A 16,237-nucleotide genomic window follows, 5' to 3' on the forward strand; every position below is an offset into this window, starting at 1 on the left:
CCATAAACAGAAAACAGCTTTGTGTGATAAAGAAACTGACGCAGACGACAAAAATTGCTCCATAATTAAGGCATAGTGATGGGCAAAACCCTACCATGATCTCAATAACACAAGCATTGATGCTCAAGCGTTATCCCGTTTTAATCCCCTTGTGATATAATTGTCGACTGCCTTAAAAAAACAGATAAAAAATAGAGCTTTAATGAAAAAAATGTTGTTTATCCTTAGCTGCTTGATATTACTGACTGCCTGTCAGCAAGCGGCTGTGGAAGCAACAAAAGTCTCGCCCATTGTTAAACCTAAAACCGAATTAAATGTAGGTACCCTATACGGGGCACAAATCTATGTCACAACCGGACAAGGTTTGGCAGGGTTTGACTACGAGATGGCGGATCGATTTGCGCAGCACTTGGGACTAGACCTCAATATGCGGGCCTACGCCAATATTAATGAACTTTACCAAGCCCTGAAACAAGGCGAGATTGATCTCATTGCAGCAGGACTTGCCGATACTAACAATCGGCGCGAACAATTCCGATTAGGCCCACCGCTCTATTATGTCAATCAAGTGTTGGTATATAAACAAGGCGCCAAGTATCCAACCGATATCAGCCAGCTCGATGACAACGTTACCGTTATCGCCGATTCCTCGTTTATTGAAACCTTAGCCAATCTACAAAAGATGTATCCCGAACTGGTTTGGGATCAGCAGAGCGATAAAGACAGTGAAGAGCTATTAGCCATGATCGCTCGCGACGAAATCAGCTACACCTTGGCCGATTCGACAACGTTTGAGATCAATCGCCGTTATATGCCAGAGCTCAGAGCTGGACCCGTTTTGCGTGAAGATCAAGCCATTGTCTGGCTACTACCCGCCAACAATAGCGATCGCCTCATGAGCGAATTGTTAAGCTTTTGGCATGAGCAAAAGCGGATCGGTACCCTCGCCCATTTGAACGAAAAATATTTTGCTCACGTTAAACGATTCGACTACGTGGACACCCGCGCATTTCTGCGCGCTATCGATAGCAAGTTACCTAAGTATCGAGATCAATTTCAACAATATGCGGGCGATCTCGATTGGAGAAAACTCGCGGCGACCGCATATCAAGAGTCACATTGGAACCCCAACGCTCGCTCACCTACGGGAGTTCGTGGTTTGATGATGCTAACGCTCCCCACCGCTAAACAAATGGGCATTAGCAATCGTCTCGATCCAGTACAGAGCATCAGAGGCGGCGCTAAATATCTTAACGATATTTTAACGCGACTACCCGAATCCATTCCGGAAAATCAACGAATGTGGTTTGCCCTAGCCTCTTATAACATCGGCTACGGCCATGTTGAAGATGCGCGTAAGTTGGCGCAATCTATGGGACTCGATCCCAGTGCATGGCGGGATCTCAAACAGGTGCTTCCCTTATTACAAAAACGAAAATACTATAAGCAGACGCGTTATGGTTATGCCAGAGGTAGCGAAGCGGTACATTATGTCGATAACATTAGACGCTACTATGATACATTGGTGTGGATTGATAATCAGAACCAAGAATTACAACACGATTTGATGGATGACACTCAGCAGACCGCTGAGAAAAAAGAGGATGACCAGCTTGTTGGCGCGGCGCCTCAATAAAAGAGCATTGCAGCGTAAAGGGATGGCTGCCAAAACTTAAGGAGCGTGAATATGAAAAAAAGAACACTCAGTAATTTATCTTCAAGGCGCAGAACTCAGATAAAAGTACGCCACCAACAAACAATGAACCGACAGAAGCATTTTTTCACTTTTATCAAACAATCTGCCAACGAAACATTCTCATAAACCACAATCAACCAAGGGCTTAATTATCGAGCCCTTGCTGTTTCTCAGTCATTTTTAACGCTTTTTTCTCACGTCGACGTCGGCGAAAAAATGCACTTAACTGTTCGCCACACTCCAGTGCTAATACGCCGCTGGTCACCTCCAGTTGATGATTAAAACCACCAAAGCGCACCAGATCTAACACACTCCCTGCGGCGCCGGTTTTTTGATCGGCAGCGCCATAAACCAAACGCCCTATTCGAGCGTGCACCATAGCGCCAGCGCACATAGCGCATGGCTCTAACGTGACATAAATGGTGGTATCGAGTAGGCGATAATTGGTTAATGCCTGACCTGCTGTTCGAATACAGTTCATCTCAGCATGGGCACTCGCATCATGCTGACAGATATTAAGATTAAAACCTTCGGCAATAATTTGATCATCTTTAACCAGTACGGCGCCAACAGGAACTTCACCCGCTTCTTCTGCCTTTGCCGCCAATGCTATCGCTTGGCGCATAAAATAGATATCTCTCTCTTCTTGAGACAAATCACTCTCTCCATCTATGACGACAACACTGGTTGCCAGAACAGACTAAAACCAAACTCGGACCAAACTCGGACCAAACTCAAAGCAAAGCTAGGACAACTCGTTACACTCAATACTAGAACTAGTCACATCAACCACAAAAAAGGGGCATATTGCTATGCCCCTTTGTTCAAGCTATCACAGCAAGATTATTCCCACTCAATGGTCGCAGGCGGCTTACCTGAAATATCGTAAACCACACGAGAAATACCGTCGATTTCATTGATGATGCGGTTTGATACGCGGCCCAAGAAATCATAAGGTAGATGCGCCCAATGTGCAGTCATAAAGTCGATGGTTTCTACCGCACGTAGCGAGACAACCCAATCGTACTTACGACCATCACCCATAACGCCCACAGAGCGAACTGGTAGGAACACGGTAAACGCTTGGCTCACCTTGTTGTAAAGGTCCGCTTTATGCAGCTCTTCAATAAAGATAGCATCGGCGCGGCGCAGCAAGTCGCAATACTCTTTCTTCACTTCACCCAGCACGCGAACACCAAGACCTGGTCCAGGGAACGGATGACGATAAAGCATATTGTAAGGCAAGCCTAACTCGAGACCAATCTTACGCACTTCATCTTTAAACAACTCGCGAAGCGGCTCAACTAAGCCAAGTTCCATATCGTCTGGCAAACCGCCAACGTTATGGTGCGACTTAATCACGTGAGCCTTACCCGTCGCACTGCCCGCAGATTCAATCACATCAGGATAAATAGTCCCTTGTGCCAACCATTTAGCATTAACGCATTTTTTAGACTCTTCATCGAAAATATCGACAAACACTTTACCAATGATCTTACGCTTAGCTTCTGGTTCGGCTTCACTGGCAAGGGCATCGAGGAATCGATCTTCAGCATCGACATGAACGATATTAAGTCCGAAGTGATCGCCAAACATCTCTAACACTTGATCGGCTTCATTGAGACGCAATAAACCGTTATCAACAAACACACAAGTTAACTGTTTGCCGATAGCGCGGTGCAGTAGCATAGCCACAACCGATGAATCTACGCCACCAGACAGACCCAAGATAACTTCATCATCGCCAATCTGCTGCTTTAAACGCGCAATAGCATCTTCAATAATCGATGATGGTTTCCAGTTAGCTTCGCAGCCACAGATCCCCAGAGCAAAATGCTCTAACATACGTTGACCCTGACGAGTATGAGTCACTTCTGGGTGGAACTGAACGCCATAGAAACGCTTCTCTTCATTTGCCATCGCAGCAAATGGACAGGTTTCAGTGTTAGCAACCGTAATGAAGCCCTCTGGAATTTCAGAGACCTTATCACCGTGACTCATCCACACATCAAGTAACGCCTTGCCGCTGTCGCTCACCGCATCTTCAATGCTTTTAAATAGCTCTGATGGTGCTTGCACCTCAACTTGAGCATAACCAAACTCACCTTCACCGACACCTTGGATCACTTTACCGCCAAGTTGTTCAGACATGGTTTGCATGCCGTAACAGATCCCAAGTACAGGAACACCGGCGTTAAACACATATTCAGGTGCACGTGGCGAGTTTTCGGCAGTGACACTTTCAGGGCCACCAGCAAGAATAATACCGTTAGGTGCAAACTCTTTGATTTGCGCTTCAGACACATCCCATGCCCAAAGTTCACAGTAAACACCGATCTCGCGGATACGGCGGGCAATCAATTGCGTGTACTGAGATCCAAAATCGAGAATGAGGATCTTATGATCATGAATATTGCTCATGGTTTACCTTATATCTTTCAAATTATCGCTAGTGACCGATATCAATATCGGCAGATCAAATTAACAAAAGGCAGCGTCATTTTAACACTGCCTGATTTCAATCTTTATGACCGGCTACGGTAGTTAGGGGCTTCTTTACTGATGGTGACATCATGTACATGAGACTCACCCATGCCAGCCGATGTTACCTTCACAAATTCCGCCTGCTCGCTCAGATCTTTAATGGTAGGACAACCCGTTAGGCCCATACATGAACGCAAACCACCCATATACTGATGGATGATCTCTTTAAGCTTACCTTTGTAAGGTACGCGACCTTCGATGCCTTCTGGTACTAGCTTGTCAGCGGCGTTATCAGTTTGAAAGTAACGGTCTGATGACCCTTGCGTCATGGCGCCAAGTGAACCCATACCGCGGTATGACTTATAGGCACGGCCATTGTGCAGTTCAGTTTCACCAGGAGCTTCGTCAGTACCAGCGAACATAGAGCCAGCCATGATGCATGACGCGCCAGCGGCTAACGCCTTAGCTAAGTCACCAGAGAAACGAATACCACCATCGGCAATCACTGGAATATCTAGGTGCTTAACGGCAGCAGCAGCATCGGATACTGCGGTAATTTGTGGCACGCCCACACCCGTCACGATACGAGTAGTACAGATAGAGCCAGGACCAATACCCACCTTAACCGCGTTAACGCCAGCTTCCACTAAGGCTAGCGCACCTTCTGCCGTTGCGACGTTACCGCCAACAATTTGTAGATCAGGGTACTTAGCGCGAGTATCTCGAATACGTTGTAACACGCCCTCAGAGTGGCCGTGTGATGAATCGATTAGCAATACGTCGATACCAGCAGCAACAAGCGCATCAACACGCTCTTCATTACCGGCACCAGCGCCAACAGCGGCACCAACGCGTAGACGACCAAACTCATCTTTACAGGCGTTTGGCTTCTCTTCGGCTTTTTGGAAATCTTTGACAGTGATAAGACCTTTTAGTCGATAATTCCCATCGACCACTAGGACTTTCTCAACGCGGTGAGCATGCATCAGCTTTTGCACTTCGTCGAGTGGCGTCCCCTCTGGCACAGTGACAAGGCGCGCTTTCGGCGTCATCACTTGCTCAACGGTACGGCTCCAATCAGTGATAAAACGGACATCACGACCAGTAATTATACCCACCAATTCGTTCGCATCATCAACAACTGGATAGCCAGCAAAGCCATTCTTTTGTGTCAGTATTTTTAGATCTGCAAGTGTTGTCGAAGGCGTTACCGTTACAGGTTGCTGAACGATACCCGCCTCATAGATCTTCACTTGGCGAACTTGCTCGGCTTGCTGCTCTATACTCATGTTCTTATGAATAAAACCAAGGCCACCTTCTTGCGCCATCGCGATCGCAAGACGTGCTTCAGTCACGGTATCCATGGCTGCAGACACAATTGGCATATTGAGTTCTATTGTTTGGGTTAAACGAGTCTTAAGAACAGCAGTGTTAGGGAGTACAGTCGAATGTGCAGGAACAAGCAAAACATCGTCAAAGGTTAGTGCTTCTTTTTTTAAACGTAGCATGGCAACATCTCCCCATGTAGGTGATATAAGAGGTAAAATATTGCGGCGGGATTATACCTTGCATATTGGGCTTGGTAAATGGAAAATAGTAAAAAAGTCGCTTTAGTTGCAAAATTTCTATGAATATGCCGAAAAATAATGTTTACACCGTGTCTCGCCTCAATGGAGAGGTCAGACAACTTCTCGAAGGTGAACTGGGGAGGATCTGGCTAGAAGCTGAGATCTCCAACTTTTCGGCGCCCAGTTCTGGTCATTGGTATTTAACCCTAAAAGATAATTACGCCCAGATCCGCTCGGCGATGTTCAAGGGCAAAAATCGCAGTGTCACTTTTAGACCAGCCAATGGACAACAGGTCTTAGTTAAAGGTTCCATTAGCGTTTACGAGCCTAGAGGCGACTATCAACTGATCATCGATTCTATGCTCCCCGCAGGTGATGGTTTATTAGCCCAGCAGTATGAAGCGCTAAAAATGAAACTGGCTGCCGAAGGCCTATTTGCAGCAGACACTAAGCGACCACTGCCCGATAACATTCAACGTATCGGAGTGATCACCTCTGCAACGGGCGCTGCAATTAGAGATGTACTGCACGTACTCAAACGCCGCGATCCCTCGATAGAGGTGATCATCTATCCAGCGCCTGTCCAAGGCGAACATGCTGACCGCGCGATTTGTCACGCCATTATGCAAGCTAATGACCGCAATGAAGTCGACCTATTATTAGTCACCCGCGGCGGCGGTTCATTAGAAGATCTATGGTGCTTCAACAGTGAAGCGCTTGCCCATACAATCTACAACAGTGCGCTTCCTATTGTTTCAGCGGTCGGTCATGAGGTCGACACCACCATTAGCGACTACGTTGCCGACCTTCGCGCCCCGACGCCCTCAGCAGCGGCTGAGCTACTGTCACAAGATGCCTTAAGCAAAAGCGATAAGCTTATTATGGCAATGATCCGCCTAAAACAGGGCTGGCAACATTACCGTTTAAAGCAGCAGCAACGCTTTAGCATGATCGAGCATCGTTTACACCGGCAAGATCCCAAGCGCCAGTTACAACAATATGAACAGCGCTTCGATGAGATGCAGCTCAGACTCGAATCGGCGATCAATGCCAGACTGGCAAGATTGAATATGAGCAGTCAAGGGTTAGCCCACCGTTTAGCCCAGCAATCCCCAACTAACCGTTTAAAGCTAGAACACAATCGATTAAGTTTTTTAAGTCAAAAGCTCAACAAGGCGATGCAAACACGGTTATCTGATGCCAAAACGGCATTGACGCACACAGCCCATCAATTGGACACCGTCAGTCCACTTGCGACCCTTAGCCGAGGTTACAGTATTACCCTAGACATCAATGGAAAAGTGGTTCAGAAGGTTACCGATGTTAACGCAGGCGACAGACTAACCACTAAGCTCATCGATGGTGAAGTGCAATCGACAGTGTTATGACTGACGGCTAAGTTAGCCTAAAAAGTGTTCTGGCCTTGGAGTGAAGGGGCTAACATTTTTGGCTTGTAACATTTAGCTGTGTTGATTTTTACTTCGCTGATGGCAGAGTTGACCTTCATGGTTTTGAATTGCTTGCCGCAGGTGAAGCGCATGGATGCGCAAATGTCGTGATCACAGGATGTGAAAGAGCGACCAATTCATGCAGGTACTTCTTCTGCACGGTGAGTGAAGCGTAGCTTCGTGCTTACGAACGAGAGGCATGGACGCCGAACTGGCTTTTAGACATGGACGTTGTTCGAGCACTTCCATGTGAGCTCTACCTCGGCATATATGTCACGGAAGGTCACAGCCGCACCTACACCGACTTTTCTATCTCTTCGATTTAACCTTGTGAGAAGGTTTTGGACAAAAGAATACAGGCCTTCGAATGAAGGTGTTGGCATTTTTCTGGTTTAACATTTGGCTGAATTAGTGTTGGTGGAATATCTTTGAAATTTGTATCTTCACTGTAACTAATCGCCTGTCCGGCGAGGAGTGTGCAGATACTGCTGCTACACGCCGTCAATCCATCCGTGGAGGCTCGACGATGGCATCCCTGCCATCAACGTCCGCAGCCGCATCTACACGGGGTCATTTTATCTCTTCGATTTGGCCTTTCGGGTATCAGTCTGACAATCAAAAGTTAAATCATTTTTGGACAAAAGAATGCTGGCCTTCGAATGAAGGTGTTGGCATTTTTCTGGTTTAACATTTGGCTGAATTAGTGTTGGTGGAATGTCTTTGAAATTTGTATCTTCACTGTAACTAATCGCCTGTCCGGCGAGGAGTGTGCAGATACTGCTGCTACACGCCGTCAATCCATCCGTGGAGGCTCGACGATGGCATCCCTGCCATCAACGTCCGCAGCCGCATCTACACGGGGTCATTTTATCTCTTCGATTTAGCTTTATTTTGTATCCACAGGTCTGTCAATGGTGAATCATTTTTGGACATAAATGATTTAGGACTAAAGCTCTAAATTAGGGAGTATTGATTAGGAAAAGTATGGCAATCGGATGTACGGTAACGCTTTGCCGTTTGAGTAACTTGTTTTGCCTTAATTACAAACATCCATACTTTCAATCTCTTTCACAGACTTACCAGAAATGGAATCTTTACTATAGTGATATTTAACGTATTTAAGGACATCTACCTTGAACGAAGAGCCTTTGACGCAGAATCTCCATTGTTCACCATCTTTATATAAAATTGATTCTTCGTGATATCCAACATAACCGACATAACCATATCCAGTTTTCTCTAGCACAGAGCCGTCTACCAGTTTAAAAATATCATCGCTTTTTTTATCGATTTGGACTTCGTAGGCTTCAGTAGGTTGCCTTTTCGCAATCTCTAATTGAATCATCGCTTCTAGCTGTTCTGGATTTTTTAGCTCAGTTATAGCAAGAGTTACTAGCTCTTTCTTTTTCTCATCGAACATTGCAAGTATTGGTATACATACACCACTTATATTTGAGTCAGGGTAATCCTTGCTATAAATGGTGCTAGTTTTACATTCACCTTTATCATTTGGTAAATAAGCACCAACAAAATTCGCAATTTCTCCTGCTTGGCAAACTGGTGACACAATCAAAGCTATAGCAGCCAAAAAATATTTCATTCGATTCTCATAGGATATAATGCTTCAATTAGCTGGCGCGTCAGCGGTCGATTGGATTGACTGGTCAGTTTCAACTGGGCTATACAGCAACACGGAAACAAACACCAATGAAATAGCCATGATCATTGGCATAATCCAGTTCTTTGCAACGCGAAATGATTTTTCACCACGCTTTACCCTTTTCCATTCGCTTTTCAAAATTTCTTGCGAATAAGATGATGCGTTTTCAATTGCTATAAGAGCATCACTATAATCCAGCCCTTTCTCGACATTTATTTGATTCTGGGTAGAAGTAGCCAAATCCAATAGTCTGTTTAGCTCAGCGTGTTCATCTTCATTGGGGTTAAGCCTAAGTTTGACACGATACAGTGCTTCAGCTCCTTCGAATCGCATTTTACCAACTTGTTCTTTACTGAAGCGAAAGTTTAGAACATCTTCATCTGAGCGGTGCGGGCTTCGTGCCTCTTGCATAACTCTACATAAAGCTCTAGCCGACGAAAAGAATACTGCTAAGTCACCTCTTAACCCATCTATCCAAGCCTGCCTAAAGTCAGAAGTTTTTTGTTCCTTACTGAGAGTCAGGTTAATAAATGCAATTAACGATGTAATTAACGCGGCAACTACTGTAGCAATTGGCGCAAGCGGTACATTTGAAAAGTCGATTTTCATTCTCCTAAGAAACCAACAATATATTAGGCTGAATTCCGAATAAGAACAGGTCACCAGTAATGAAACTACTCTAGACTAACAGTAAACTAGCTTTTAAACAATGAGTTATAATATAAAAGAAATCAACCTCAGATTCTCTGCTGAACGAAACAAAGGGCCTCCATCATTGCATAAAGTGCAATGTTCACGCAGGAAGAGAAGTCACTTGGCTCCGGCCTACATGATAATTAGGGGCAGGTCTTGTTTGTTGCAGTTCACATTAGCTTAGTTATTGCAAAAGTTGGTAACAGGATGTAAACAAGGTTCTTCGCTAGCTAACTTTGGGGCAAAAGCTTCTTAGCTTTTAATTCTCAAGTCACACCAAACACTGTCAAATCGAAGAGATGAAATAACCCAGTGTAAGTGCGGTTTTGTCCTTCGAAATCATAGCCGAAAATGTTTTCGGCATTCCCTACTTCCATGTAAGTCAGATGATTTAGCAGAGCCCACATGGAAGTGCTCGAACAACGTCCATCTCTAAAAGCCAGTTCGACGTCCATGCCTCTCGTTCGTTAACCCAAAGCTACGCTTCACTCTCGGTCCTCTATTGATACCAATCAGTATAAGAAAATGATCTACTCAGCGTGTTTTTTGGCAACTAATTCAAGGCGAATGGACAATGGAATGGCTGCACCCTTGTGAGGCCGTTCAACGCAAAATTATCTCAATCAAATACTCAAGACAGATAATTAAGGTAGAGACTTAACCCGCAATCAACAAAAAGGCCAGCTATAGCGGCTGGCCTTCGATGAAATAATTCTAAATAGTTAGATTACTTCTTACTGTCTTTAATATGACTCATCATACGCTTACGGCGGCGCTCTTGGCTCACGGTCAGCTTCTTGCTGTTCATGCCCTCAAACGGGTTGCCACCCTCTTGGAAACGCACTTGAATAGGCGTGCCCATCACTTTGAGTGAACGACGATAGTAGTTCATCATAAAGCGCTTGTATGAATCTGGCAGCTTCTTAACCTGATTACCATGCACCACAACAATTGGTGGGTTGTAACCGCCTGCGTGGGCATATTTAAGCTTAACGCGACGGCCATTAACCAAAGGTGGCTGGTGATCGTCTTGTGCCATCTGCATGATACGAGTCAGCATTGAGGTGCTGACGCGGCGCGTTGCACTCTCGTAGGCTTCTTGCACCGATTCAAATAGATGACCAACACCCGTGCCATGTAGCGCCGAGATAAAGTGAATACGGGCAAAGTCGATAAAGCCTAGACGACGGTCGAGTTCGCTCTTAACTCTGTCTTTTATCTCTTGATCGATACCATCCCACTTGTTTACCGCAATAACCAAAGCTCGACCAGCATTAAGCGCAAAACCCAATAGGCCAAGATCTTGCTCGGCGATACCTTCACGGGCATCGACGATAAGCAGTACGACGTTAGCATCTTCTACCGCTTTCAAGGTTTTGATCACCGAGAATTTCTCGACGGTCTCATGTACTTTACTACGACGACGGACACCAGCGGTGTCGATAATCACATATTCTTGGCCATCACGCTCTAGCGGAATATAGATACTGTCTCGGGTGGTACCCGGCTCATCATAAACAACAACCCGCTCTTCACCTAAAATACGGTTAGTTAAGGTTGATTTACCCACGTTTGGCTTACCAATAATGGCTAGCTTAATTGGCAGATCTTGCAGACGCTTTTGCTCAGCTTCTGCTTCCTCTTCTGTATATTCACGCTCTTCTTCTGGCTCTTGCTCATCGCCATCTCGGGTTAGACCGAGTGCTTCGGCGTATGGCGCTAACGCATACTCGATCATGTTGGTCACGCCGCGGCCTTGAGATGCAGCCATCTGGTACACTTCACCTAAGCCAAGCGCCCAAAACTCACCACAGGCAGAGTCAGCATCAATACCATCAACCTTGTTGGCAACGACAAACGTGGTTTTTTCACGGCGACGCAGATGCGCTGCAATCGCTTCATCAGCCGATGTTAAGCCAGCACGGGCATCGGTTAAAAACAGCACTACGTCCGCTTCTTCGATAGCCGCAAGCGATTGCTCTGCCATACGGGTTTCGATACCCTCTTCGGTGCCGTCGATACCGCCGGTATCGACCACGATAAACTCATAACCCGATAGGTGAGCGCGGCCGTACTTACGATCCCGAGTCAGTCCAGGGTAGTCTGCTACCAAGGCATCTCTGGTGCGCGTAAGACGATTGAACAGGGTCGACTTACCTACGTTTGGTCGGCCTACTAGGGCCACAACTGGAATCATTTTCTTGCCTCTAATCTACAAATCTTTTTGAAAATCTTAAATAAAAAGCCCCCAGAACTAACGTCCAGGGGCCTTTAAAACTGTAAAGCTCGCCTTATGGAAGCGTTATTCTAGCAACCTTACCACCACGCGTCTGTACATAGATTTTATCATCTATTACTAGCGGCTGGCTAAATAAACCTGAACTATCCACTTCGACACGGCCAACTATTTTACCATTGGTACGATCGATAAAGTGCAAATAACCTTCGAAGTCACCGACAACGAGATAATCTTTAAACACGGCTGGTGATGTCAGATCGCGGTTACTCAACTCGCTATTAGACCAATTCTCAAGGCCGTTACGTTTATCTACTGCGTAGATACGACTATGATCATCAACCACAAACAGATTTAGTCCAGAAGACGCTAAGTCATTAAAGCTCGAATACTTACGGCTCCACACTATACGCCCACTGCGAAGCTCCATCGACACCAAGTTACCATTGTAACTTACCGCATACAGATTTTCGCCGCTAACAAGAGGTTTCATATCGACATCAGCCATACGAGAAAACTCATTGCCACCTTTAGGAGTGTAGATCGGTTGTTCCCATGCAGCTTGACCGTTGTTTTTCACAACAACCGCCACTTTACCATCGGCGGTACCAACGAAAAATCCGCCAGCTTCATAAGTCGCAGAACCCGTTCCGCGCAAGGTCAAAGTGGGAAGCTTACTCTCGTAAGTCCAAAGCTTTTCACCATCATCGACGTTAAAGGCTTCAAGGCTTCCCGAGCTAGTGCTCACAACAACAACATCTTCGCCGACCGTCGGCGCCGACAATAGCTCGCCACCGGCAACAACGTCCCACACAGGCTCACCGGTTTCTGCGTTTAATGCAGCAAAAAAGCCACTCTCACCGCCAACAAAGATTTTATCTCTAGCGGCGGTAACGCCAGCAGCTAAACGAGCCCCCTTATTTTTGGCAAGCGGTCTATCTCGGAAAGAGTCACTAATATCGACATTCCAAACCTGTTCGCCAGTCTCTTCGTTGAAAGCAATGATTTGCCCATAACGATCAACAACAAAAAGCTTTCCGTACCTTACTGCAGGTCGCAGACCTGAGTAATAGTCACCGACACCGCTGCCGATATTGGCACTCCAACTTACTTCAGGGAATACGCTAGCCTCGATTTCTGGTAAAGGACTAACGGGTTCCTCTTCGATATCACTTGAAGCACAAGCAGACAATAAGCCAATGCTTAGCCCGCATGCGAGTAACGTTTTGCACCAAGACTTCATGGGCTATCCTTATGCCTTATTCAGGTTATCAAGCTTCATTTGAAGCGCTGGGCTCGATGCTGCGCCGCCATTGTCTATGGCAGCTTGATAGGCACTCTTCGCTTTCTCTGATTCGCCTTGGCGTACTAGGAAATCACCTTTTAGTTCATTACGTTGCACCGAAAATGCTGGCGCTGAGACTTGTTCTAAAGTAGCTATAGCCGTCGCGAACTGCCCCTGCTCTGCTTGCACTCTAGCGAGTCGAAGTGTGGCAACCGCGACAAGCCCTTCATCGGCATTATCGGCAACCACTTGTTTTAGTGACTGTTCCGCTTTAGCTAGATCACCCACTTCGACAGCCGCTTTGGCGACAATCAGCTCGAGTAGTGCTTGATAGCCTTTTTGGCTTTGATGATCTTTAGCAAAGCTTTCAGCCGCAGCTAGCATAGTCGAATCCGATTTGACTGAATTGCTAACCGCTTGGAAGGTTTCCGACGCTTCTTCAGCTTGGGCCACCTTATAATCTGAGTAATAGTTCCAGCTATATAGGCCGCCTAAACCAACGACTGCACCGATGACAATCGAGCTGCCATAGTCTTTCCAGAACTGTTTGATAGCATCAACTTGTTGTTCTTCTGTGCTATAAATTTCCACTTTAATCTTCCCCTTTAAATCAGTTCTGCAATGTAAGTTGCTAACGAGTCACGCGCAACTAATTGTTGTTCTTTATCTTCACGCAGATATTTTACCGCTACTTGATTGTTAGCGAGTTCATTCTCTCCAATCACAATAGCAACGAGAGCACCGCTTTTATCGGCACGTTTCATCTGCTTCTTAAAGTTACCACCACCACAATGACTCATCACTTTAAGGCCTGCAATCTCTCTCAGTTGCTGAGCAATCTTGATCGCTTCAACCCGGCAGTTATCACCCATTGCGGTAACATAAACGTCAACAGCGCCGCGGACATCATCGGTCAGCTCAAGCGTTTCTAACATCAAAACGATGCGCTCTAAACCCATAGCAAATCCGACAGCCGGCGTATCTTTACCACCTAACTGGCCTACGAGTCCATCATAACGACCACCAGCAAGTACGGTACCTTGGGCACCTAAACTGTCTGTAACCCATTCAAATACTGTACGATTATAGTAATCTAAACCACGAACCAAGCGTGGGTTAATGGTGTATTTGATACCAACGGCGTCAAGTAGTTCACATAAATGTGAAAAATGCGCCTTGCTCTCTTCGCCAAGGTAATCCATCAGCTCTGGTGCATCGGCTAGCAATGCTTGAACATCTGGATTTTTAGTATCGAGCACGCGCAGCGGATTCGTGTACATACGGCGCTGGCTATCTTCATCAAGCTGCTCTTTATACTGCTCGAGAAAAGCGATTAATGCATCACGATATACGGCTCTTTCTGCTGCATCGCCGAGGGTATTAAGCTCAAGCTTAACATGTTCGCTAATGCCTAATTTCTGCCACAGACGCGCCGACATCATCAAGACTTCAGCATCAACATCTGCCGTTCCAATGCCATACACCTCGACACCGAATTGATTAAATTGACGATATCGTCCCTTTTGTGGGCGTTCGTGACGGAACATGGGACCCATGTACCACAAACGCTGCTCTTGGTTATACAACAGGCCGTGTTCGTTACCAGCACGAACCGTAGAAGCCGTGCCTTCTGGGCGCAATGTAAGATAGTCGCCATTACGATCGGCAAAGGTATACATCTCTTTTTCAACGATATCAGTGACTTCGCCGATTGAACGTTTGAAAAGGTCGGTACTTTCAACAATCGGCGTTCTAATTTCGCTGTATCCATAGGCCGCTACGGTATCACGCAGTACGGCTTCTAGTTTTTGCCATAAAGGGCTTTGTGTTGGCAGAATGTCATTCATGCCGCGTATCGCTTGGATCTGTTTTGCCACTGTGAACTCGTCCGAAATTAGCTATAAAAATAAAAAAGCGCCCCGCATTATAGGCGCATCAATAATAAACGCAAAACTGACACTTAACGTCAGTGACCTAGGACACAACCTCAATCATTCACCGGGTTGTAATCTAGGAATTTAATTACTAAAGGATAACGCTAACTGTCTTACGACTGGGTCACGTCAGTCGCTGGAATACGGGCATTAATCGTTGCCACTTTTGCACGTATCTTTGCTTCTAATTGATCGACAATATGCTCGTTATCGAAACGCTCTTTCTGACGCACACCATCGTCAAAGTATCCACTTTTACGATTGCCACCAGTGAGGCCAATATCAGACACTAATGCTTCACCCGGACCGTTAACAACACACCCGATAATCGACACATCCATAGGTGTGACAACATCTTCTAAGCGCTGTTCAAGCGCATTGACAGTTGCTATAACATCGAACTCTTGGCGAGAACATGAAGGGCAAGCAATAAAGTTAATACCACGAGAACGGATACGCAGTGACTTTAGAATATCGAAACCCACTTTAATCTCTTCCACCGGGTCGGCAGCTAATGAGATGCGCAGGGTGTCGCCAATCCCTTCAGCCAATAACATACCTAGGCCGACAGCGGATTTAACCGAGCCCGCTCGAGCACCACCCGCTTCGGTGATCCCAAGGTGCAGCGGTTGTTTAATCTGTTTAGCGAGCAATCGATAAGATTCGACCGCTAAGAACACATCAGAAGCTTTAACGCTGACCTTAAACTGATCGAAGTTAAGCCTGTCTAAAATATCTACATGACGCATGGCCGACTCGAGCAGCGCTTCTGGCGTTGGCTCTTTGTACTTATCCATGAGATCTTTCTCTAATGAACCACCATTGACGCCAATACGAATAGGAATATTCTTGTCTCTAGCACATTCAACGACGCTACGGATCCGCTCTTCGTTGCCGATATTACCTGGGTTAATACGCAAACAATCGACACCATATTCGGCCACTTTCAGGGCAATACGATAATCAAAATGGATATCGGCGATCAGAGGGATATTTGTCTGCTGCTTAATCAGCTTAAATGCTTCGGCGGCATCCATAGTAGGTACAGATACCCTGACCAAATCGGCACCCACTTTTTCTAATGCGCGGATCTGGGCGACGGTGGCTTCTACATCGGTAGTGCGAGTATTGGTCATCGACTGCACAGCAATAGGGGCGCCATCACCAATAGGTACATTACCCACATAAATTCGTGTCGATGGGCGTCTAATGATTGGGGACTCGTTGTACATC

General features: G+C 46.1%; 12 protein-coding genes. 2 read left to right on the forward strand and 10 right to left on the reverse strand.

Annotated features, from left to right (window positions below; genetic code table 11):
- The first annotated feature begins 202 nt into the window (after positions 1–202).
- Positions 203–1,636 (forward strand): membrane-bound lytic murein transglycosylase MltF, encoded by a 1,434-nt coding sequence (gene mltF / locus K0I73_RS12780; protein ID WP_220061476.1) that lies wholly within the window; start codon positions 203–205, stop codon positions 1,634–1,636.
- A 205-nt stretch (positions 1,637–1,841) separates the two neighbouring features.
- On the opposite strand, the gene tadA is transcribed toward mltF, so the two are convergent.
- From tadA to guaB, 3 genes are all read right to left on the reverse strand, one after another.
- On the reverse strand, positions 1,842–2,351 hold the full coding sequence (gene tadA / locus K0I73_RS12785) for a tRNA adenosine(34) deaminase TadA (protein WP_220061477.1): 510 nt from the start codon (positions 2,349–2,351) through the stop codon (positions 1,842–1,844).
- A gap of 188 nt (positions 2,352–2,539) precedes the next feature.
- Positions 2,540–4,117 (reverse strand): glutamine-hydrolyzing GMP synthase, encoded by a 1,578-nt coding sequence (gene guaA, locus K0I73_RS12790; protein WP_220061478.1) that lies wholly within the window; start codon positions 4,115–4,117, stop codon positions 2,540–2,542.
- A 104-nt stretch (positions 4,118–4,221) separates the two neighbouring features.
- Positions 4,222–5,688: an IMP dehydrogenase gene (gene guaB / locus K0I73_RS12795; protein WP_220061479.1), complete on the reverse strand. Its 1,467-nt coding sequence runs from the start codon at positions 5,686–5,688 to the stop codon at positions 4,222–4,224.
- 119 nt (positions 5,689–5,807) lie between these two features.
- Between guaB and xseA the strand changes: the two genes are divergently transcribed.
- Positions 5,808–7,136: an exodeoxyribonuclease VII large subunit gene (gene xseA / locus K0I73_RS12800; protein WP_220061480.1), complete on the forward strand. Its 1,329-nt coding sequence runs from the start codon at positions 5,808–5,810 to the stop codon at positions 7,134–7,136.
- 1,096 nt (positions 7,137–8,232) lie between these two features.
- Here xseA and K0I73_RS12805 read toward each other — a convergent pair.
- The 7 genes from K0I73_RS12805 to ispG form a co-directional block, all read right to left on the reverse strand.
- Positions 8,233–8,796 (reverse strand): hypothetical protein, encoded by a 564-nt coding sequence (locus tag K0I73_RS12805; RefSeq protein ID WP_220061481.1) that lies wholly within the window; start codon positions 8,794–8,796, stop codon positions 8,233–8,235.
- Positions 8,797–8,820: 24 nt separating this feature from the next.
- Positions 8,821–9,465: a hypothetical protein gene (locus K0I73_RS12810; RefSeq protein ID WP_220061482.1), complete on the reverse strand. Its 645-nt coding sequence runs from the start codon at positions 9,463–9,465 to the stop codon at positions 8,821–8,823.
- Between the two features lie 811 nt (positions 9,466–10,276).
- Positions 10,277–11,746, reverse strand: coding sequence for a ribosome biogenesis GTPase Der (gene der / locus K0I73_RS12815; protein ID WP_220061483.1), 1,470 nt, complete (start codon positions 11,744–11,746; stop codon positions 10,277–10,279).
- A 94-nt stretch (positions 11,747–11,840) separates the two neighbouring features.
- The gene (gene bamB / locus K0I73_RS12820) at positions 11,841–13,028 is read right to left on the reverse strand and encodes an outer membrane protein assembly factor BamB (protein WP_220061484.1); all 1,188 of its coding nucleotides are present in this window, start codon (positions 13,026–13,028) and stop codon (positions 11,841–11,843) included.
- A gap of 9 nt (positions 13,029–13,037) precedes the next feature.
- On the reverse strand, positions 13,038–13,661 hold the full coding sequence (locus K0I73_RS12825; protein ID WP_220061485.1) for a tetratricopeptide repeat protein: 624 nt from the start codon (positions 13,659–13,661) through the stop codon (positions 13,038–13,040).
- A gap of 14 nt (positions 13,662–13,675) precedes the next feature.
- Positions 13,676–14,947 carry a histidine--tRNA ligase gene (gene hisS, locus K0I73_RS12830; RefSeq protein ID WP_220061486.1) on the reverse strand — a complete coding sequence of 424 codons (1,272 nt, stop codon included), beginning with the start codon at positions 14,945–14,947 and terminating at the stop codon, positions 13,676–13,678.
- Positions 14,948–15,117: 170 nt separating this feature from the next.
- The gene (gene ispG, locus K0I73_RS12835) at positions 15,118–16,236 is read right to left on the reverse strand and encodes a flavodoxin-dependent (E)-4-hydroxy-3-methylbut-2-enyl-diphosphate synthase (RefSeq protein ID WP_220061487.1); all 1,119 of its coding nucleotides are present in this window, start codon (positions 16,234–16,236) and stop codon (positions 15,118–15,120) included.
- Between the last annotated feature and the right edge of the window lies 1 nt (position 16,237).

The organism is Shewanella mesophila, assembly GCF_019457515.1.
Taxonomy (GTDB): domain Bacteria; phylum Pseudomonadota; class Gammaproteobacteria; order Enterobacterales; family Shewanellaceae; genus Shewanella; species Shewanella mesophila.

Coding starts and splice junctions, on each gene's coding strand:
- K0I73_RS12805 (WP_220061481.1), bottom strand. CDS start 8,796: ATGAAATATTTTTTGGCTGCTATAGCTTTGATTGTGTCACCAGTTTGC.
- mltF (WP_220061476.1), top strand. CDS start 203: ATGAAAAAAATGTTGTTTATCCTTAGCTGCTTGATATTACTGACTGCC.
- K0I73_RS12810 (WP_220061482.1), bottom strand. CDS start 9,465: ATGAAAATCGACTTTTCAAATGTACCGCTTGCGCCAATTGCTACAGTA.
- bamB (WP_220061484.1), bottom strand. CDS start 13,028: ATGAAGTCTTGGTGCAAAACGTTACTCGCATGCGGGCTAAGCATTGGC.
- guaB (WP_220061479.1), bottom strand. CDS start 5,688: ATGCTACGTTTAAAAAAAGAAGCACTAACCTTTGACGATGTTTTGCTT.
- xseA (WP_220061480.1), top strand. CDS start 5,808: ATGAATATGCCGAAAAATAATGTTTACACCGTGTCTCGCCTCAATGGA.
- ispG (WP_220061487.1), bottom strand. CDS start 16,236: ATGTACAACGAGTCCCCAATCATTAGACGCCCATCGACACGAATTTAT.
- guaA (WP_220061478.1), bottom strand. CDS start 4,117: ATGAGCAATATTCATGATCATAAGATCCTCATTCTCGATTTTGGATCT.
- der (WP_220061483.1), bottom strand. CDS start 11,746: ATGATTCCAGTTGTGGCCCTAGTAGGCCGACCAAACGTAGGTAAGTCG.